A 19665-nucleotide genomic window follows, 5' to 3' on the forward strand; every position below is an offset into this window, starting at 1 on the left:
AGGGTCCGCTCGGGAGCCCCCATCTCCCGCCCGAGGCCCGATTCGCGAGGGCAACACCCGTACCGGGCGCCGTAATTCGCCACCCCTGCGCCACCTCGCGCCATGTGCCGCCAAGCGGCCTCGTCATGGTCGGCTGCGGAGTACCTGAGTATCACGCATAGTGCTTCCACGTTCACGGAAAGGAACGAGCGCATGCTGCGCGAGATCCTCGGAAGACGACGGAGGGAACGCACCGCATTGATGTCGGCCGTGCTGACGTGTGCGAGATGGCGCTGGCCCGTGGTGCCCGGCGTCGGATACGACCGCTGGTCGGGCGTGTGTCGTTGTGGTGCGACCGATTGTCGCGTGCCGGGCGCCCATCCGGGTGAACCTCCCCTGCTCGCGGCCACGTGTGACGAACGCATGGCGCGTTGGTGGTGGGAACAGACACCGGACGCGTCGGTGATCCTGGCGACGGGTGGGCGGGTGGCGGCGTTGAGTGTGCCGTCGGAAGCCGGTGCCCGTTCGCTCGACCAACTCGCCCGGCTCGGTGTGCGTACCGGTCCGGTCGTCGCCGCGCCGGGCCGCTACGCGTTCCTGGTCGAGCCGTACGAGCTGGGCGAACTGGGCGAGTTGCTGGACCGATACGGCCTCGATCGGTACGGCACGGTGCCCTCGACCCTGCGCTTCCACGGCGGTGGCGGCTATCTCGCGCTGCCGCCGTCCCGGGTGCAGGGCGGTGTGTTGCGCTGGGCCCGGCCACCGGCTCCCTCCGGGGATCCGACGGCCGGCGGACCGTGGTTGCCGGCCGTCGCCGACCTGGTCCGCACGCTCGTGGACACCTGCCAACACGCCGAGCCCAGAGCCTGATCGAGGCGCGCCGTCACGCGATGGAGTGATCGTTGTGGCGTAACCGCAACATGTGGTGATCGCTGCACGTCGTGGCGGCGCGATAGGCTCGGCGCGCCGATCATTCCGGCCCCGTTCCGCGCAACACTTCCCGCTCGTCGGGCCGCGCGTGAAGGGGGCTTCGCGCGCTAGGAGACACCATGCAGCGCCCACGCACGGGTCACATCCGCACGGTGGCTCTGGGCGCGGTCGTGGGTCTGTCCCTGATCGTTCCGCTCGCCGCCGCCTCCGCGGACTCGGCGGGACCGGACAAGGGCCGCCACACCGCCGACTCGGGGCCGACCACCCGCCCGAGCGCCGTCAAGGCGGCCGAGTTCGGCAACGGCGTCGGCGACGGCGATCGCTCCGGCTCGGCCGGCCTGCTCGAACTGATCGGTGGCAAGCCCACCGCGAAGTCCTCGGCGGGAAGCGCCACTTTGCCGGCCGCGGGCACCGAGAGCGTGTGTGGCAAGGCGGTCGAGGGCGCCAAGGCGGTGCGCGCGCAGACGTGTGTCGAGCGCGACGGCTCGGAGGTCTGGGGCCGGGTCTACTACCGAAACCCCACGCCCGAACCGCTGTTGCTGGTGATGAGTGTCCTGCAGCCGGACGGCAACACCCTGCGGGTGAACTGCACGGTCGCCGCCAAGGACGACGCGGGTCGCTGCGACACCCCGCGGGTGCGGGCGCCCAAGGGCCTCGACGGCTGGTCCGCGGTGGCCGAGCTGGCCTCCAAGGACGGCGCGACCAAGCTGCTGCGTTCGGGCTCGGCGACCGCTCAGCGCTGACCCGCACCACCCCGACGCGCCTGTGAAACCGGGTCGGTGGGACCGGGAAAAGACCCCGGAAAAGTGAGAGGCCCGGCCGCTGAAGACGGGGGATGCATCAGCGACCGAGCTGGATCAAAGGTAACAACAAGCCGGCGGATCTCCAATCCGGGGCCGGTCGTCGACCCTCCCCGACCGATCCCGCACGCCCGTGGTCGGGCGTGCGGGCGATCGTCGTACCCGGCGGGTGCCGAGCGCCGGGGACACCGACGCCGGCCCCCGATTCGCTACCGGCTGGGTGCGAGCACCTTGTCCGCACTGCCCTCGGCGTTCCCCGACGGGCCGTCCACGGGCCGGTCGGGCGGGTCCACCGCCAGGTGCGGCAGCCGCTTGTCGAGCCATCCGGGCAACCACCAGTTGGCGCGTCCGAGCAGATGCATCATGGCCGGGACGAGCAACATGCGCAGGATGAAGGCGTCCAGCGCGACCGCGCCCGCCAGGCCGAGGCCCGCCATCATGCCGCCGCGGTCGCCGCTGAGAACGAACGAGCCGAACACGAAGATCATGATGAGCGCGGCCGAATTGATCACCCGCCCGGTGCCGGCCTGACCCACCCGTACCGCCCGGGCGTTGTCGCCGGTGCGCAGCCATTCCTCGTGCATGCGACTGACCAGGAACACCTGGTAGTCCATCGAGAGCCCGAACAGCAGCGGCAACATGATGACCGGCAGGAAGGAGATGATCGGGCCCTCCTTGCCGAGCCCCAGCAGGTCCATGCCCCAGCCCCACTGGAAGATCGCGACCAGCAGGCCGAACGACGCGCACGCGGCGATCAGGTTCATCAGCGCGGCGGTCAGCGGCACCAGCAGGCTGCGGAAGGCGACCAGCATGAGCAGCGCGCCCAGCCCCACGATCAGGGCGATGAAGCCCGGCATACGATCGCCGACCACGGCGGCGAAGTCCTTCTGCAGCGCGGTGTCGCCGCCGATGTGCACCTTGAGCGTGCTGCCCTTCGCGGCGGCGGGGACGGTCCGGTCGCGCAGCGTGTCGATCAGCTTGTCGGTGGCCTCGGCCTGCGGGGACGTCGCGGCCACGACCTGCACGACCCGGGTGCCGGCGGCGAGGCCGCCGGCGTCGGCGGGCACCGGGACCTCGTCGGCCCGCACCACGCCGCGGGTGCCGCGGACGTCGGCGATCAGGGCGTCCAGTGCCTGCCGGTCCTGCGGGCCGTGCAGCTCGGCGACCATCAGCAGCGGGCCGTTGAAGCCGGGGCCGAAGCCCTTGGCGAGCAGGTCGTACGCCTGTCGAACCGTCTGCGAAGTCGGCTGGTTGCCCTGGTCGTTGGTGCCCAGGCGGAGCGAGAGGGCCGGGATCGACAGGGCTGCCATGACGACCAGTGCGACCAGGCCCAGGGTGCGCGGCCGGCGCTGCACCAGGCTCGCCCAGCGCACGGCGGTACGCCCGGCTTCCTCGCTGTGCACGGTGCCGGCGGCGGATTGCGCGGCCAGGGCCCGGCGTTCGCGGCGGCTGAGCGCGCGCGTGCCGAGCAGGTCGAGCAGGGCGGGCAGCAGGGTGGCGGACGCGAGCACGCTGAGCACCACGACGAGGGTGGTGGCGACCGCGATTCCGTCGAACAGGGCGATGTCGACGGTGAACAGCGCGAGCAGCGCGACGCACACCGTGCCGCCGGCGAACACGACGGCCCGGCCGGAGGTGTCCAACGCCCGCACCGCGGCTTCCCGGGGGGCGAGGCCGGCCTTGAGGCCGTTGCGGTGCCGCGTCACGATGAACAGGGCGTAGTCGATGCCCACACCGAGCCCGATCAGGCTGCCCAGCAGCGTCGCGGTCTCGGGGATGTCGGTGACGTGGCTGAGCAGGACGACCGTGGATATCCCGGTGCCGACCGCGAACACTCCGCTGACCAGCGGAAGCAGCATCGCGAACAACGATCCGAAGGCGAGGAAGAGGATGACGCCCGCCGCGATGATGCCCACGCCCTCGGCGAGCCCGGCCGGCGGCTCCTGGGCGGCCTCGATCGCGGGTCCGCCCAGCTCGACCCGCAACCCCGGTGCCCGCGCCTGTTCGGCGCGCTCGATCAGGTGCTTGAGGTCTTTGGTGTCCAGCTCGAACTGCTGCTTGACGAAGGTCACCTGCGCGAACGCGATCCGGCCGTCGGCGCTGACCTGCGCGGCGCCGGCCGGGTCGTACGGGCCGACCACCCGACCGACGTCGGGCATGCGCGCGATGTCGGCGAGCAGCGCGCTCATCCGCTCGCGGACGGCGGGATCGTGCACGGTGCCCTGCTCGGTCCGCCACACCACGTTGTCCACGTCGCCCGCCGTGTCCGGAAACGCCTTCTGCAGGCGCTCGTACGCGCTGGACGACTCGGTTCCGGGGATCTTGAACACATTGGAGTACGCACTGCCCGCCGTCACGCTCGCCGCGACGGATCCGAACAGTGCGGCCACCCAGAGCAGGATCACCGTCGACCGGTGATTGAGGCACCATCGCGCCCAGGCCGCCATAGCCGTTTCCTTCCTCATGCGGGCCGCCAGGCCCGGTCGTGCGTCTCCAGGCCAGATTCGGTCGACGCGCGGGCGGTCCGGCGAGCCGGCGGCGGACTCACAGGAAGCTCACAATCTGTCCCCCGAACTTCCGCAAACTTCCGCCGGATACTGGGGACATGAGCAGCAGTCAGCCACGCGTGGGTGCCACGGTCCTGGTGGTCGAGGACGAGCCGAGCATCAGCGACGTCCTCGCCATCACCCTGCGGTTCCACGGCTTCGAGGTGGTCACCGCGGACGGCGTACACACGGCCCTGGCCGCCGCCCGCCGGGAGCGGCCCGACGTGGTGTTGTTGGACATCTCCCTTCCGGACGGCGACGGACGCCAGGTGTGCCGCGTGTTGCGCGCCGAACGACCGGACGTCGCCATCGTGTTCCTCACCGCCCGCGACGCGCCCGCCGATGTCGTCAAGGGGCTGACCCTGGGCGGCGACGACTACATCACCAAGCCGTTCAACGTCGACGAGTTGGTCGCTCGCACCCGCGCGGTGCTGCGGCGCACCCGGCCGGCGCCGGACGAGGCCGCGCCGCCGGTCCCGCGTCCGCCGGTACTACGGCACGGGGACCTGGAGTTGGACGAGGCGACGTACACCGCGAGCCGGGGCGGGCACGGCGTGGAGTTGACCCCGACCGAGTTCGCCCTCCTGCGCCATCTGATCCGGCACGGCGATCGCATCGTGCCGAAGGAGCAACTGCTGCGCGAGGTCTGGAAGTACGAGCACGTCGTGGAGTCGACGGTGGTTGAGACGTACATCAGCTATCTGCGCCGCAAGCTCGATCCGCTGGTGCCGGACGGGCCGCCGCTGATCACGACGCGGCGGGGCGTGGGGTACGGGCTGCGACCGGCGGGCCACGGCGCATGACGGGCGGACCGATGAAGCGGAGCGACGTGGGCGAGTCGGCCGAGGGGCCGGGCGCACCGGGACAACGGCCGGGGGACGCGGGCAGGTCCGCCGGTGGCGGCGGCAGCAATGGCGGTGGCGACGGCGAGAGTGGGCGGGCCGGCCCGGTCCGTCGACGGTTCCTGCCGCGGCCGGTGCGCAAGCGTCCGCACATCGTGGCGATGCGGGCGACGCTGGCGCTCAGCAGCATCGCGCTGCTCGCCTCCGGCCTGGCGCTGCTGATCTGGTTCAGCATGATGGGTGTTCGGCACTATCTGGAGTCGGGCGTCGACGAGGACCTGTCCACCGGCCGGACCGGCATCGAGCGGACCGGCATCACCAGTGCGCAGTTGTCCGAACCGGGCCCGACCGCGGGCATGCGCGATGTGCTGATGTCGGCCGGGCTGCACGGCAAGGTCTTCGTGCTGGTCGACGAGCGGGGCGTGGCCCTGCCGATCGCCGACCGGGCGCCGGATGCCCTGCAACGCGCGTTGGCGTCGACGTTTCGGGACGGGCGCGGCCTGATGCCGCATGCCGGGCCGCGCGGCATCTCGCTCGGTGGGGATTCCTACCGGGCCGCCGCGGCGCGCCTCGGCGACGGCCGCTACATCCTGCTGGCCCGCTCGACCGAGGAGCTCGACGCCGTGGTCGACCGGGTCGTGCACTTCGAACTGATGGTCGGCGGCGTGCTGCTGGTGCTGCTGGGCAGTTCCATCTACTGCCTCGCGTGGTGGCGGCTGCGGCCGTTGGAGGACATGGTCGAGACGGCGTCGGGCATCGCCGAGGGCGGTCCGGACCGGCCCGACCTGTCCGCGCGTGTGGCGGCGCGCAAGAGGTCGTTCAGCGAGGTCGAGCAGTTGCGGACCGCGTTGAACGCGATGTTGCAGCAGGTCGAGTCGGCGTTCGAGATCCGCGAGCACGCGGCGACGCACCTCAAGCGGTTCGTGGCCGACGCGTCGCACGAGCTGCGTACACCGTTGGCGGCGATTCGCGGCTATCTGCAGTTGTACGAGAAGGGCATGCTCGTCTCGGAGGACGAGCGCACCCGGGCCCTGAACCGGATGGGGGGCGAGGCCGAGCGCATGGCCCGGCTGGTCGACGAGTTGCTCGCGCTGGCCCGGCTGGACCAGCGCCCGCAGTTGCGACCGCGCCCGATCGACCTGGTGGGCATGGTGCGCGGGGCGGTCGCCGATCTGTCCGCGCAGCAGGCGACTCGGCGGGTGCATACGGACGCGCCGGACACCTGTGTGGTGCTGGCCGACGAGGCGACGCTGAGTCAGGTGGTCGGCAATCTGCTGGCCAATGTCCGGGCACACACGCCGGTGTCGGCGGACGTGCACGTGTCGGTGTCCGAGACCGCGGGCGACGACGGCGAGCGGCGTGCGGTGTTGCGGGTGCGCGACGAGGGACCGGGCATGCGACCGCAGGATGCCGAGCGCATCTTCGACCGGTTCTTCCGGGCCGCGCGCGAGCACGGCCGTACCGGTACGGCGGGCGGTGCCGACTCGGGCAGTGGTTCGGGTACGGGCAGCGGGCTCGGCATGGCCATCGTCTGGGCGGGGGTGGCCGCGAACCGGGGCAGTGTGCGGGTCGAGACCGAACCGGGCGCGGGCCTGACCGTCGTGATCGAACTGCCGGCCGCGAACGTCGACGTGTGCCGGCCCGGTGGCGGGGTGGACGAGCGGGACGGCGACGCGGCCGGCACCCGGCCGCCGGCGCTCGTGTCCCCGGAATCCCGATAGGCGCGTTCCCCCGGGTGGTCGGTGCCCGGGGCGTTCGGCCCTCGTCCCGGCCGACCCACGTCGAGGCGGGTCGGCCGGGGGTCGCCTAGTTCAGCGTGATCTGGCGGTTCAGCAGACCGTTGCGGGCGCTGCGCTGACGCGGCGTCAGCGGGCTGGTGTCCGCCATCGCGGCGGCGAGACGCTCACCGAACTCGCGGGCCGGCTTCTCCACGTCCTCGGCGGTCATCGCGGTCGGCAGGTCCCACACCGGGACGAGCAGCCCGTGCGCGCGGAACGAGCCGACGAAGCGGGTGCCCTCGCCCAGGCTCGACTCGCCGGCCGCGTGCAGCCGCGCGATGGCGTCGAGCAGTTCCTCCTCCGCGTGCGGCATGACCCAGCGCAGGTGGTTCTTCTCGGTGGTGCCACACCAGTACGCGGCGTCCACCGAGGTCAGCCGGACGGTCGGCATGGCCGCCGCGTTGGCCCGCTCCAGCGACGCGCTCACCTCGGCGTTCATCGCGGCCGGGTCGTCCACCCAGAAGTCGAAGCCCGGGTGCACGGTGATCTCGAGCGGCTTGGACAGGTCGAGCAGGTCCTGCAGCCGGTCGCCGGACTCGGGCAGCGGGCCGGGAGCGACCGAGGTGCCGTCCTCCTGGGCGAGCGCGCGTTCGAGGGCGTGCGCGATGTCCCGGCTGACGTCGCCCGAGCTGGTGTGGGTCTGCAGCCCGACCAGGATGGCGCCGTCGGCGCGCCGCAGCGCGGGCCAGGCCATCGGCAGCACGGTCGCGAGGGTGACCACCTGGTCGGCGTGCTCGCCGGACAGGGTCAGCCGCGCGGTCGCGGCCGGGACCAATTCGCGCAGCGCGATCCAGTCGCACTCGTTCGGCAGCCCCTGGAAGGGACGCAGGACGAGCGTCTCGGCGGCGACGGATGCCTCGCGCCCGTGACATGCCTTGTACCGGCGGCCCGAGTTGCACGGGCACGGTTCGCGACCGCCGACGACCGGGACGGATCCCGTGGCGGCTGCGGTCTGGGTCTTGTTGCCGGTGTGGCCCTTCAGCGCGGCCTTCTTGCCCATGCTGCGGTCTCTCCGCCTCGGTGTCGGGGGGATGGTGGTCGACGACTCACCAGGTCCGAGGGTACTGAGTTCCGCGAGCACGAGTGGACGCTCGAACGCGTGCACGACGCGACGGTCGACCGGGGGCGGGCGGCACCGGCGCGCGCCGGGTTCAGTCGAGCGGGTCGACCGCGTCCAGGTCGAATTCGTCCCACAGATGGTCGGCGGCGCGGGACTCGATCGGGACCAGCGCCCACACGGTGACCTCGTCCGGCGTGCCGCGCACGCCCCAGTCGGCGGCCAGCGTGCCGATGATGGACAGGCCGCGACCGCCGTGTGCGCTCAGTGACGGGCTGGCCTGCCGGGGACGGGTGGAACTGCCGCCGTCGGTGACCTCGATCGCCAACAACCCGTCGGGACGCACCCACCAGGCCGCGCGCACGTTGCCGGAGGGCAGGGCGCGGGCGTGGCGCAGCGCGTTGCTCAACAATTCGGAAAGGATCAACACCGCGTCGTCCACGACGGCCCCGGCGATGCCGCGTTCGTCGAGATCGATGGCCAGGCGGTGCCGAGCCGCGGACACACCGACCGGAGCGTGCGGTACCAACACCGCCGCGGAATCGGGCACCCCACGGGCCACGACCATTGCCACCCCCGGCCTCCTTAGTGCACACGTCTGCCTTGCGCACAGGTCTCTCGCGCGCGTCGGGCTTGAGATGCCCGATGCCGACGGACGGGAAACGGCGGGGCGCTGTGCGCTGAGACTCGCTCGGGGGCGTATAGGGGTATGTGATCCCGCCAAGACGGATATAACGTCTCGAAAGGCCACCAGCGTACGCCCCCCAATGGGGTCTAACCGGACACCTGGGCCAGTACCTGTCGTGGCCGATTCGTGATGATGGCATCCACGCCGAGCCGCAGGCACAGCTCGACGTCCTCGGGCGCGTCCACGGTCCACACGTGCACCCGGTGCCCGGCCCGATGCAGGCGGGCGACGTAGCGCGGGTGGGCGCGCACGATGTCGATGCTGGGGCCGGCGATGCGCACCTCGCGGGGCAATGTGCCGTCGCGGAACAGCAGCGGCACGTGCTCCATCAGGAACACGGTGGGCAGCTCGGGCGCCATCAGTCGCATCCGGCGCAGGGACAACTGGGAGAAGCTCATCACCCGAATCAGCGACGGGTCCTCGGTGGCGGGCCGGGTCAGCCCGAACCGCTCCAGCAGATCGACCAGGCGGCGCTCGACCAGGCCCGCGTACCGGGTGGGGTGCTTGGTCTCGATCGCCAGGCGCACCGTGCGGGGCGAGTCCACCACCAGTTCGAGCAGGCGCTCCAGGGTGAGCACCGAGCGGCGGTCCCAGTCGGGGGCCTCCGGTTCGTCGGGGCGTTCGCGTTCGACGCCGGATTCCTTCCAGGAGCCGAAGTCGAGCGCGGACAGGTCCGCGAGCTCCAGCGTCGAGACGATCCCGCTGCCGTTGGAGGTGCGGTCGACCTTGCGGTCGTGGACGCACACCAGATGGCCGTCGGCGGTCAGGCGGACATCGCATTCCAGGGCGTCGGCGCCGTCCTCGATGGCCTGGAGGTAGGCCGCGAGCGTGTGCTCTGGGACGGTGTCGGACGCGCCTCGGTGGGCGACGACCTGCACGTTGGCGCGCAGTGGGCGCGCCCCGGTGGTGGACACGGAACAATCGTGCCATCCCGAGGTGAGCGCACGGTGACGGCCGGGTGTCCGGCGACGGTGTCCCGCGCCCGGACGGGCTCCCGAATCGGGTCGTCGGGGTGCTTTCGGGGCCGATCCTCGGTGATTCCGCCGGGATTTCCGTGCCGACGCGCGTGGCCGGACCTGCACGGATAACCCCGGGATAAGGGGGAGGGGCGGCCGGCACGTCCGGCGCTTACGGTGTTCAGACAGGGCGTCGGGGAGTCTGTGCTCATCAAACATTCCGATGTGTGTGGGAGGAAGACCGTGAGCGACGACCGCGACGTGACCGGCGGCGAAGTCGGTTCACCGGTGCCGGGGGAGGGCCACGGATCGTCCTCCGCCACACCACTGCCGGCGCAGCCGGGGATCGGGTCCGAGGCGGCGCAGCCGGGGGTCGGCCCGGCGGCGGAGCCGGAGTTCCGCACCGAGGTGCCGGCCAAGCCGGTCGGGGCGCCCACCGTGGGACAGCCGCACGGGGAGGCCGGGGCGTACGGGGAGGTCGGGGCGCCGACCGCGGCGCTGCCGCCGGTGGGTGAGCCGACGGCCGAGGTGCCCGCCGCGTTCGCGGCCGGACCCGCCGCGGGTGGGGCGGGGGCTCCGCCGTTCGGGGGGACCGGCGCCTATCCGGGCTACCCGGGCTACCCCGGTTTCGGCGCACCGCCCAAGCCCAAGCGTCGGCCGTCCGGAATCCTGGTCGCGGCCGTGGTGGCCGCGTTGCTCGCCGGCGGCGTCGGCGGCGGGGTGGGCGCGTGGATCGTGGATCGGGACGACAAGCCGGCCTCGGCGGGCGTCGGCCCGTCCTCCTCTCCGGTGGACCCGGCCTCGCTGAACCGCTCGCCCACGAGCGTGGCGGGCATCGCCAAGCAGGCGGTCCCGAGCACGGTGACGATCAAGACCAAGGGCAAGGTGTCCGGCCAGGGCACCGAGAGCGGCACCGGTGCCGGCTTCGTCTACGACAAGCAGGGCCACATCCTGACCAACAACCACGTGGTGTCGCTGGCCGCCGCCGGTGGCGAGTTGAGCGTGACCTTCTCCGACGGCACCACCAAGCCGGCCAAGATCGTCGGCCGCGCCGAGGGTTACGACCTCGCGGTGATCAAGGTCGACGACATGCCCGCCGGCATCCAGCCGCTGCCGCTGGGCGACAACGACAAGGTCGCGGTCGGCGACCCGGTGATCGCGATCGGTGCGCCGTTCACCCTGTCCAACACGGTGACCACGGGCATCGTGAGCGCCAAGGACCGCCCGGTGGCCTCCGGCGACCAGCAAAAGGTCTCGTACATGAACGCGATCCAGACCGACGCGGCGATCAACCCGGGCAACTCCGGCGGTCCGCTCCTGAACGCGGCCGGCGAGGTGATCGGGATCAACTCGGCGATCCGCTCGACCGGCGGCGGCGGTCAGTCGCCGTTCGGCCAGCAGCAGGAGTCCGGCAGCATCGGCCTGGGCTTCGCGATCCCGGTCAACCAGGCCCGCTGGGTCGCGGACACGCTGATCCAGGGCAACAAGCCGGTCTACGCACAGATGGGCGTCCTGCCCGACTCGCGCTACACCGGCACCGGCGCCAAGATCATGGCGCAGGGCACCAACGGCCAGGACCCGGTCACCGCGAACGGCCCGGCGGCGAACGCGGGCCTGAAGGCCGGTGACGTGATCACCAAGCTGAACACCCGGGCGATCGGTTCCTACGAGGACCTGTTCAGCGAGATCTGGAGCCACCGTCCGGGCGACAAGGTGAAGGTCACCTACCAGCGCGACGGCAAGGAGGCCACCACCGAGGTCACCCTGGGTCAGCGGGTGGGCGACAACTGACCCCCGCCCCCGGCCACCCGTGGGCCCGCCCGGAATCCCCAGTGATCCGAGCCACCGCTCATGAGAGACTGATGCCGCCCGCGCCCCAACCAGGTCGCGGCGCTGGAGGACTCGCCTAGTGGCCGATGGCGGCAGTCTTGAAAACTGCTAACAGGGGTGACTCTGTTCGTGGGTTCGAATCCCACGTCCTCCGCAGGAAGCGGCGCGGATGCGCGAAAACGCAGGTGGGCGGCGGTACCCGGGGCAACTCGGGTGCCGCCGCCCTTGTGTGTGGGTGCGCCGGCCTGCGGCGCGCGGGGGTGAGCTGGTCGGACCTCGCGGTCGTTCCGCCCGTACGGGGTCGTCCCGGGGCGTGGGTGGGTGGGGTCGGGTGGGTGGCCATAGGTGGCCATAATCGGGGCCGGGCTCGATTCGGCCGGCGACCTCGTGGGGCCGGGATCGGGATCGGTCGAACGGGGGACTGCGCATGTTGGATCCGTTGTTGCCGGGTGATCCTCGGGAGGTTGCCGGGTATCGGCTGCGGGGTCGGCTCGGCCAGGGCGGGATGGGCAGCGTCTACCTGTCGTACACGCGGGGTGGGCAGCCGGTCGCGCTCAAGGTGGTGCGGCCCGATCTGGCGCAGGATCCCGAGTTTCGTCGGCGGTTCGAGCGCGAGGTGCAGGCCGCTCGGCGGGTGTACGGGCCGTACACGGCGCCGGTGCTGGACAGCAACACCGACGGCCCGCTGCCGTGGCTGGCCGGGGCGTACGTCGCGGGGCCGCCGTTGTCGGAGGCGGTCAGGGTGCACGGGCCGCTGCCCGTCGAGACGGTGTTGTTGCTGGTCGCCGGGGTGGCCGAGGCGCTGGAGGCGGTGCATGCGGCGGGTGTCATCCATCGTGATCTGAAACCGTCCAACGTGCTGCTGGCCTCGGACGGACCGCGGGTGATCGACTTCGGCATCGCCCGCGCGGCCGACACCACCGCGCTCACCGGCACCGATGTCGTGGTCGGCACACCGGCGTTCATGTCGCCGGAGCAGGTGCAGGGCAGGCCGGTCGGGTTCCCGTCCGATGTGTTCTCGCTCGCGCTGGTGGGTCATTACGCCGCGACCGGCGACCATCCCTTCGGGCAGGGCCACGCCCAGGCCCTGATGTATCGGATCGTCGGCGAAGCGCCGGATCTGAGCGCGTGCCCCGAGCCGCTGCGGGGCGTGCTCGACGCGTGCCTGGCCAAGGATCCCGCCGACCGGCCTTCGCTCGCGGAGGTGATCGAGGGCTGCCGGCGCGGTGCCGAGGTGACCACGCTCGTGCGCGGAACGGGCTGGCTGCCGGCGGCGATCGCCAAGGACGCCGCGAGCCGCGAGGCGGCATCGCCGACGGCGACCGACGAGCGGGAATCGGACGAGGCCGCGCCCGGTTCGCCGATTCCGCCGCCGCCGAGGCCGGCCGCCCCGCCTGTTCCGCTGCTGCCGCCGACCGTGGGGATGGGCCGGGGGCCGGACCTCCGCAAGGCGGCACCCCCGGCCCGGCCGCCCGCCCCGCCCTTCGCGCCCGCGCAGCCCGTTCCGGGCGGCGGGCCGCGCCGCCGACCGTGGGTCCGGATCGCGATGGGCGCGGCTGCCGCCGTCGCGGTGATGGTCGCGGGAGTATTCGTCGTCCCGCCCCTGATCGACGGTGACGGTGACGGAACCGGGAACACCGGGGCCGGTCACGGCGACGGCTCCACGCCGAATCGTTCGAAGGTCGCCCTGGTGATCAGCGCGCCCCGCGTGCCGTCGGCCGCGCACCTCGTCGACGACATCTGCAGTGACGGCTTCGCGACGTACGTCGACCTGGAGAATCTGTCGGTCAAGGCCGATCAGCGGGACGTCGCGGACAGCGCGGTGTCGCCGCCGGTCACGCTCAAGTACATGGCGTGTCACTCGGATTCGGGCGGTGACTCGAACGACTCTCTCACGGCCGAGCTGCGGTTCCTGGACACCGGAGCCGTCGCGGGCCTGGTCGCCAAGCCCGACGCGACCGTCGAGGAGTGCCGCGGCGCGGCCCGCGTGGCGTCGCTGCCGGACACGTTGCCGCTCTCCGCGCTCAACTCGAACCTGGTGGCGCGCGACATGGGGTTCTGCGTCGAGACGAGCCGCAAGACCGTGGTGCTGGTGTGGGTGACCGACATCCGGGAGCCTTCGAGTGCCGGGGGATTGCGGACGTTCTCCGTGAACGTCACCCAGTGGAAGACGGGGTCCGAGAAGACGGGGTCCTGACCGCCGGTTCCTCGGTCCTTGTCCACCGATCGGTGGACGAGGGGTTCCATCGGTCGAGCCTGTCCGCGATACCGGCCCGGCGACCAGGATTTCGGGCATGACGAATCTTCCTGTTCGGGTGGCGCGGTGGAGCGCCGGACACCCCTGGCGAGCCATCGCCGGCTGGGTTCTCTTTGTCGCGTTGTGCCTCGGCGGTGGCATCGCCGTCGGGGGCAACGCGGCCACGGCGGACGACTTCCGGGTCGGCGAGGCCGGTCGCGGCGAGGCGCTGGCCACCGAGGGCGGGCTGCAACAGCGGCCGATGGAGCGGGTGTTGATCACCGCGAAAACCGGACCTTTGGACGTACGCGCCGCGACCGCCGCGGCCGGCGAGATCGTGGACCGGATGGGCAGGTTGCCCGAGGTGTCGTCGGTGGTCGCGCCGGTGCGCTCGGCGGACGGCACAGCGATCCGGGTGGACGTCACCATGAAGGGCGCCGAGCTGGACGGGAAGAACCACGTCGACCCGCTGCTGGCGCAAACCGCGAAGGTGCGGGCGGGATACCCCGGCCTACGGATCGCGGAGACCGGCGGCCCCTCGATCAGCAAGGACGTCCAGGGCCAGCGGGGCGAGGACCTCTCGCGGACCGAACTGATCGCGCTGCCGGTCACCCTGCTCACCCTGTTGATCGTGTTCCGCTCGGCGGCGATGGCCACCGTGCCGCTGCTGCTCGCGCTGTCCTCGATCGCGGCGTCGATCGGGCTGTCGATGCTCGCGTCGCACGTGTTCCCGGACGCCGGGGTCGGCACCAACGTCATCCTGTTGATCGGCCTGGCGGTCGGCGTCGACTACGCGCTCTTCTACCTCAAGCGCGAACGTGAGGAACGGGCCCGCTCCGGCGGCCGACTCGACTCGCGGGCGCTGGTCGAACTGGCCGCCGCCACCTCCGGACATGCCGTCGTGGTGTCCGGGCTCGCGGTCGCCGCCTCCAGCGCGACGCTGTTCCTCGCCGACGACGTGATCTTCTCCTCGATCGCCACGGGGGCCATCGTGGTCTGCCTGGTCGCGGTGCTCGGGTCGCTGACCGTGCTGCCCGCGCTGCTGGTCGAGCTGGGCACCCGGGCCGAGCGTCGGGCGGCCCGCCGGGCCGAGCGTGCGAGCCGGCGCGGCCGGGCCGTACCGGTGCGCCGGGAACCGCGCGCCGGAGCCGGCCGGATCACCTCGGCCGTGCTGGGCTTCACCAGCCGCCGCCCCGGTGCCACGCTCGCCGTCGCCGTGCTCGGCATGCTGGCCCTGGCCGCCCCGCTGGCCGACCTGAAGCTGACCGACATCGGCCGGGAGACCTACTCCCGCAGCCTGCCCGCGATGGAGACCTGGCACCGGCAGAACCAGGCGTTCCCGGAACTCAAGTCGATGCACCAGGTCGTGGTCCGGGCCGACGCCGGCCGCGCCGACGAGGTGGCGGGCGCGCTGCGCGAGTTGCAGCGACGGGCACAGGCCGACCCGGCACTGGCGCACATCGACGAGCTGCGCACCTCGCCGGACCGCCGGATCACCATGCTGGAACTGCGCGTACCGCACTTCGTCGGTGCCGATGCGGCGCAGGACTCGCTGGAGCGGGTACGCCGGGACTACGTGCCGGCCACGGTGGGCAGGTTGGCCGGCGTCGACATCGCGGTGACCGGCGATGTGGCTCGCTACGCGGACTATCCCGAGCATCAGAAGGGGAAGTTGCCGCTGATCATCGCGACGCTGCTCCTGGTGACCTTCGTGATCACCGTGTTCGCGTTCCGGTCGGTGGTGCTGGGCCTGGTCGGTGTGCTGTTGAACCTGCTGTCCGCCGGTGCCGCGTTGGGGCTGCTGGTCGTGGTCTTCCAGAACAGTTGGGCCGAGGGGTTGTTCGGCTTCACCTCGACCGGGTCGATCGGCTCCCGGGTGCCGCTGTTCCTGTTCGTGATCCTGTTCGGCTTGTCGATGGACTACCAGGTGTTCGTGATCAGCCGGATCCGGGAGGCCGCGCTGCGCGGGGTGCCGACCCGGCAGGCCGTACTGGAGGGAATCGGCAGCTCGGCCGGCGTGGTGACCAGCGCCGCGTTCGTGATGGTGACCGTGTTCGCCAGCTTCATGGGTCTGCATCTGATCGAGATGAAGCAGTTCGGCTTCAGCCTGGCGGCGGCCGTCCTGCTGGACGCGTTCGTGATCCGGATCATGATCCTGCCCGCCGCGATGTTGCTGCTGGGCGACCGGAGCTGGTGGCCGTCGATCGGGATGCGCCGGAGCAGCGCGCAGGGCCCCGCCGCCGGGGTGCGTGCGACCGAAAAAGTAGGCTGATCGGCATGTCCGAACGGCCGCAGTCCATCGACCGATTCCGGATCTGGAACCTGCACCGGTGGTACCTGCTCTTCTGGGTGCTGCTGGGTCTGATGCCGATGATCGTCGCCGGCCGGGACGACCCGGGGGCGTCCCGGTACTGGTCGATGGCACTGCCGGTCCTGGTCGCACTGGCCTACCTGATCATGCGACTGTTCCCGGACAACCCGGTGCTGCGACCGCGCACCTTCGGGTGGGTACTCATCGTCGGACTGGGCGCGATGGCCTATTCGCGCCACGGCGGCGCGTCGGTGTACGTCGCGACCATCCCGCACTTCTGGTTCCTGACCAGGGACTCCCGGTCGGCGATCGTCTACGGCGGCCTGGGTGCCGCGGCCACGGTGGCCGGTGGTGTCGCGCCGCAGGGCTGGAGCCCGGACCTGCTCACCGGCAACACCGTGGCGACGCTGATCGCCTACGCGATCAGCGTCCCGCTGGGGCTGTCGGTGCTTCGCTTCGTCGAGCAGGGCGACGAGCGGGTGCGCGCCCTGGACGGCGAACTGGAGAGCGCGCAGCGGCGGTTGGCCGAGGCCAATCAGCGCCGGGGGGCCGCGGAGGAGCGGGAGCGGCTGGCCCGGGAGATCCACGACACGCTCGCCCAGGGCTTCGCGTCCATCATCGTGCTCGCCGAGGCGGCGCGGTCGGGCATCACGAGCGATCCCGCGACCACCGGCCGGCAGTTGCTCTCGATCGAGCACACCGCTCGGGAAAACCTCGCCGAGGCCCGGGTGTTGGTCGGCTCCGCCCCGCAGAGCGGGGTCGTCCCGGGCTCGGTCGCCGGCGCCCTGCGCCGCACACTGGACCGTTTCGTGGAGGACACCGGGCTCACCGTGGACGCGGAACTGCCCGACGTCGAATGCGACCAACCGACCCGGATCGCGCTGTTGCGCTGCACCCAGGAGTCGTTGGCCAACGTGCGCAAACACGCGGGTGCCACGACGGTCGGCGTGCTGCTCGCCGCCCACCCGCACGGCATCGAACTGGAGATCACCGACGACGGCCGAGGATTCGTGGTCGACGCGGCGCGAGGTTTCGGCCTCGACGGCATGCGGCGGCGACTGGCCGAACTCGGCGGTGAGTTCACCGTCACCAGCTCGGTCGGGGACGGCACCCGGATCCTGGCGATGATTCCCACCGATGGTCAGGAGTGAAGGACATGACACAGGACAGGCTGCGCGTCGTGGTGGTGGACGACCACTCGGTGATGCGCGCCGGGGTGGTCGCGCTGCTGGCCTCGGAGCCCACCATCGAGATCGTCGGCGAGGCGGGCGACGGGCTCGCCGCCGTCGAACTGGTCGAGCGACTGGAGCCCGACGTGGCGCTGATCGACCTGCGGATGCCGGTCCTGGACGGGGTGGCCGCCACCACTCGGATCGTCGGACTCGACGGCCGGACCCGGGTGTTGATCCTGACCACGTACGACACCGACGTCGAGATCGAGCGCGCGGTGGAGGCCGGTGCCATCGGCTACCTGCTCAAGGACACCACTCGCGAACAACTCGTCGACGCCATTCGCTCGGCGGCTCGGGGCCAGACCGTGCTCGCCCCCAGGGTGGCCGAGCGGCTGGTCGCCCGGATGCGCCGGCCCGCCCCGGTGGTGTTGACCACCCGCGAGGTGCAGGTGCTCGACGCGGTGGCGGACGGGCTCTCCAACGCGGACATCGGCAAGCGGCTGGTGATCGCCGAGGCGACGGTGAAGACACATCTGCTGCGCGTCTTCGCCAAGCTCGACGTCAGCGACCGCACGCACGCGGTGGTCATCGCGATCGAGAGCGGCCTGCTGCCGCGGGCCGCCGACGGAATTCGCGACTGAGCACGTCCCACCGGCTTCGGGGCCGGGCCCACCCCCGGGCGGGCCCGCGGCGGATTCGGCGACCTCGCGACCCCCGGCGAACCCCGCGGGCCCCGATCCGCGCCGGGTCTGCATTCGTCCGTACCGGGGCGCGCCGGACCCCGGAAGAGCGCTCCTATATATAGGGGGTACGCCGGGCGCGACTTTCGGCGCAAGGAATCCGCTTTCCCGGAGCCACGCATCGTGATATCGGCGCGCTTTCCCGGCATGCCGGCTTCCGGACGGTCGCGTTCCGCGCCGGTGTCCCTCGAAAGGGGGGTGAATAGCCCCACGCGTGGGGGAAAGTGGCGCGGGTCACAGTTCCCCGGGTGGCTCGGATCGCATTCGGCATACTTTTCCGGCCGGTGGCGGAGTGCTGTCGCAGCGTGAATACACGCAGGCCGGGGACGGTTCGCCGGGCCATGGCCGGCCGGTTATACCCGGCGCCCCCGCGGACTACCATCGAGGGAATTGTGATGCCGCTCACGCCCGGCACGTAAGCCGGACATAAAGGCATTTAAGGCTCGGTCGAAATGCGGCTTTCGACCCCTCGGGCCGGGTGATCGCCCGGTCGCCTTCGGTGATGATTCGACAATGCGTCACGTGTCGACTGCGTATTGTGTATGGCTGTGGGTCAAAAGGGGCAAAACGTTCCCTGGTTTGCGGCCCGGTAAACGCGAATCCGGCCCGGAAGGCCGTCCCACGGGCCCCGGTGGGCATTTCTAATACCTATCCTGACCTGCGTAAATGCCCGAGCGGGTTGATAAGGGCCGGATAACCTGTTTATGGTCCTGGCGATGTGCAAATCGCACCTCCTGGGTTCCCGCCGGCACGGCATGGCGGAACTCGCGGTCTGGGAGGGCCGCGGGGTTGCGGCATCGGACATCACGTCTTGGACGTGACCGTTCGGTTCCGGGCGGGGGTGATCCGCGAGGGTCGCGCCGGTCCATCCGCCCCAGGGGAATTCCGAGAGGAATGTATGTCTCTCCGCAACGCTTTCGGTCGCACCAACACGCACCGCGGCATGGGTCGTACCCAGCGCCGCCTGCGCACCGCGACCATCGTCGGCGTCGTCGCCGCCACCCCGCTCGTCGGGCTCGCGACCGCGACCTCGGCCGGCGCTGCCACCACTTCCACGTGGGACAAGGTCGCCCAGTGCGAGAGCGGCGGCAACTGGTCCATCAACACCGGCAACGGCTACTACGGCGGTCTGCAGTTCACGCAGAGCACGTGGCGCGCCAACGGCGGTACCGGCAGCCCGCAGAACGCCTCGAAGGCCGAGCAGATCCGGGTCGCCGAGAACGTGCTCCGGACCCAGGGCCCGGGTGCCTGGCCGGTGTGTTCGGTCAAGGCCGGTCTGACCCGCGGCGGCGGCAGCCCGTCCTCGGACGCCGGCAGCACCACCACGAAGAAGGCGTCGACCCCGAAGAAGGAGTCGACCAGCAAGACGAGCACCCCCAAGAAGGTCGCCGTCGCGCCCAAGAGCGAGACGCCGAAGAAGGCCGCCCCGGCGAGCAAGCCCGCCGCGGCTCCGGTCGTGGAGACCACCTCGACCACCTCGACCGCGGGCGAATACGTGGTCAAGGCCGGTGACACGCTCAGCGGTATCGCCGCGGCGAACAACGTGGGCGGCGGCTGGCAGGCGCTGTACGCGAAGAACCAGGGCGTGGTCGGCAGCAACCCCGACCTGATCCTCCCGGGCCAGAAGCTGGTCCTGCGCTAGAACTCCCCGGGGCCGGGTCGGTCCTTGAGCGTTCGGCGTACGCCGTGTGGTGCCCGCGACGCGGTGCACGGCGTCGAGTGAGTGGTGCGTGGAACAAGGCAGTGCGCGGGGCGAGTCCCGCGTGTTCGGTCGGGGGCGGCCGTATCTCCTGTGGGAAC

Annotated in this window: 14 protein-coding genes and 1 tRNA gene; 11 read left to right on the plus strand and 4 right to left on the minus strand. The window is 71.5% G+C overall.

Annotated features, from left to right (window positions below):
* Window positions 1–240: 240 nt before the first annotated feature.
* Together ACH4U8_RS34150 and ACH4U8_RS34155 are read left to right on the plus strand one after the other, a co-directional pair.
* A complete protein-coding gene (locus tag ACH4U8_RS34150) occupies window positions 241–849 on the plus strand; it encodes a bifunctional DNA primase/polymerase (protein ID WP_380020579.1) in 609 nt (202 codons plus the stop codon).
* A 179-nt stretch (window positions 850–1028) separates the two neighbouring features.
* Window positions 1029–1652 (plus strand): hypothetical protein, encoded by a 624-nt coding sequence (locus ACH4U8_RS34155; RefSeq protein ID WP_395782333.1) that lies wholly within the window; start codon window positions 1029–1031, stop codon window positions 1650–1652.
* 266 nt (window positions 1653–1918) lie between these two features.
* Here ACH4U8_RS34155 and ACH4U8_RS34160 read toward each other — a convergent pair whose 3' ends face one another.
* Window positions 1919–4156: an MMPL family transporter gene (locus ACH4U8_RS34160; protein WP_395782334.1), complete on the minus strand. Its 2238-nt coding sequence runs from the start codon at window positions 4154–4156 to the stop codon at window positions 1919–1921.
* A 158-nt stretch (window positions 4157–4314) separates the two neighbouring features.
* On the opposite strand from ACH4U8_RS34160, the gene ACH4U8_RS34165 reads away from it, so the two are divergent.
* Both ACH4U8_RS34165 and ACH4U8_RS34170 read left to right on the plus strand, forming a co-directional pair.
* The gene (locus ACH4U8_RS34165) at window positions 4315–5058 is read left to right on the plus strand and encodes a response regulator transcription factor (protein ID WP_395782335.1); all 744 of its coding nucleotides are present in this window, start codon (window positions 4315–4317) and stop codon (window positions 5056–5058) included.
* An 11-nt stretch (window positions 5059–5069) separates the two neighbouring features.
* On the plus strand, window positions 5070–6818 hold the full coding sequence (locus ACH4U8_RS34170) for a sensor histidine kinase (protein ID WP_395782336.1): 1749 nt from the start codon (window positions 5070–5072) through the stop codon (window positions 6816–6818).
* Between the two features lie 85 nt (window positions 6819–6903).
* Here the strand turns inward: ACH4U8_RS34170 and ACH4U8_RS34175 are convergent, their stop codons facing one another.
* From ACH4U8_RS34175 to ACH4U8_RS34185, 3 genes are all read right to left on the minus strand, one after another.
* Window positions 6904–7875, minus strand: a complete 972-nt coding sequence (locus ACH4U8_RS34175) for a DUF5926 family protein (RefSeq protein WP_395782337.1) — start codon at window positions 7873–7875, stop codon at window positions 6904–6906.
* 151 nt (window positions 7876–8026) lie between these two features.
* Window positions 8027–8500 (minus strand): ATP-binding protein, encoded by a 474-nt coding sequence (locus tag ACH4U8_RS34180; RefSeq protein WP_360311339.1) that lies wholly within the window; start codon window positions 8498–8500, stop codon window positions 8027–8029.
* A gap of 206 nt (window positions 8501–8706) precedes the next feature.
* Window positions 8707–9534 carry a glycerophosphodiester phosphodiesterase gene (locus tag ACH4U8_RS34185; protein ID WP_360311169.1) on the minus strand — a complete coding sequence of 276 codons (828 nt, stop codon included), beginning with the start codon at window positions 9532–9534 and terminating at the stop codon, window positions 8707–8709.
* Window positions 9535–9819: 285 nt separating this feature from the next.
* Here ACH4U8_RS34185 and ACH4U8_RS34190 point away from each other — a divergent pair, with 285 nt between their 5' ends.
* From ACH4U8_RS34190 to ACH4U8_RS34220, 7 genes are all read left to right on the plus strand, one after another.
* Window positions 9820–11367, plus strand: coding sequence for a trypsin-like peptidase domain-containing protein (locus ACH4U8_RS34190; RefSeq protein ID WP_360311167.1), 1548 nt, complete (start codon window positions 9820–9822; stop codon window positions 11365–11367).
* A gap of 104 nt (window positions 11368–11471) precedes the next feature.
* Window positions 11472–11560, plus strand: a tRNA-Ser gene (locus ACH4U8_RS34195).
* A 273-nt stretch (window positions 11561–11833) separates the two neighbouring features.
* Window positions 11834–13603 (plus strand): serine/threonine-protein kinase, encoded by a 1770-nt coding sequence (locus tag ACH4U8_RS34200; RefSeq protein WP_395782338.1) that lies wholly within the window; start codon window positions 11834–11836, stop codon window positions 13601–13603.
* A 97-nt stretch (window positions 13604–13700) separates the two neighbouring features.
* A complete protein-coding gene (locus ACH4U8_RS34205; protein WP_395782339.1) occupies window positions 13701–15914 on the plus strand; it encodes an MMPL family transporter in 2214 nt (737 codons plus the stop codon).
* 5 nt (window positions 15915–15919) lie between these two features.
* Complete coding sequence (locus ACH4U8_RS34210; protein ID WP_360311159.1) at window positions 15920–17104, plus strand: sensor histidine kinase; 1185 nt, start codon at window positions 15920–15922, stop codon at window positions 17102–17104.
* A 5-nt stretch (window positions 17105–17109) separates the two neighbouring features.
* Window positions 17110–17766 carry a response regulator gene (locus ACH4U8_RS34215; RefSeq protein ID WP_395782340.1) on the plus strand — a complete coding sequence of 219 codons (657 nt, stop codon included), beginning with the start codon at window positions 17110–17112 and terminating at the stop codon, window positions 17764–17766.
* 1042 nt (window positions 17767–18808) lie between these two features.
* A complete protein-coding gene (locus ACH4U8_RS34220; protein WP_395782341.1) occupies window positions 18809–19507 on the plus strand; it encodes a transglycosylase family protein in 699 nt (232 codons plus the stop codon).
* The last annotated feature ends 158 nt before the right edge of the window (window positions 19508–19665 follow it).

It is taken from the genome of Embleya sp. NPDC020886, assembly GCF_044333915.1.
Lineage (GTDB): Bacteria > Actinomycetota > Actinomycetes > Streptomycetales > Streptomycetaceae > Embleya.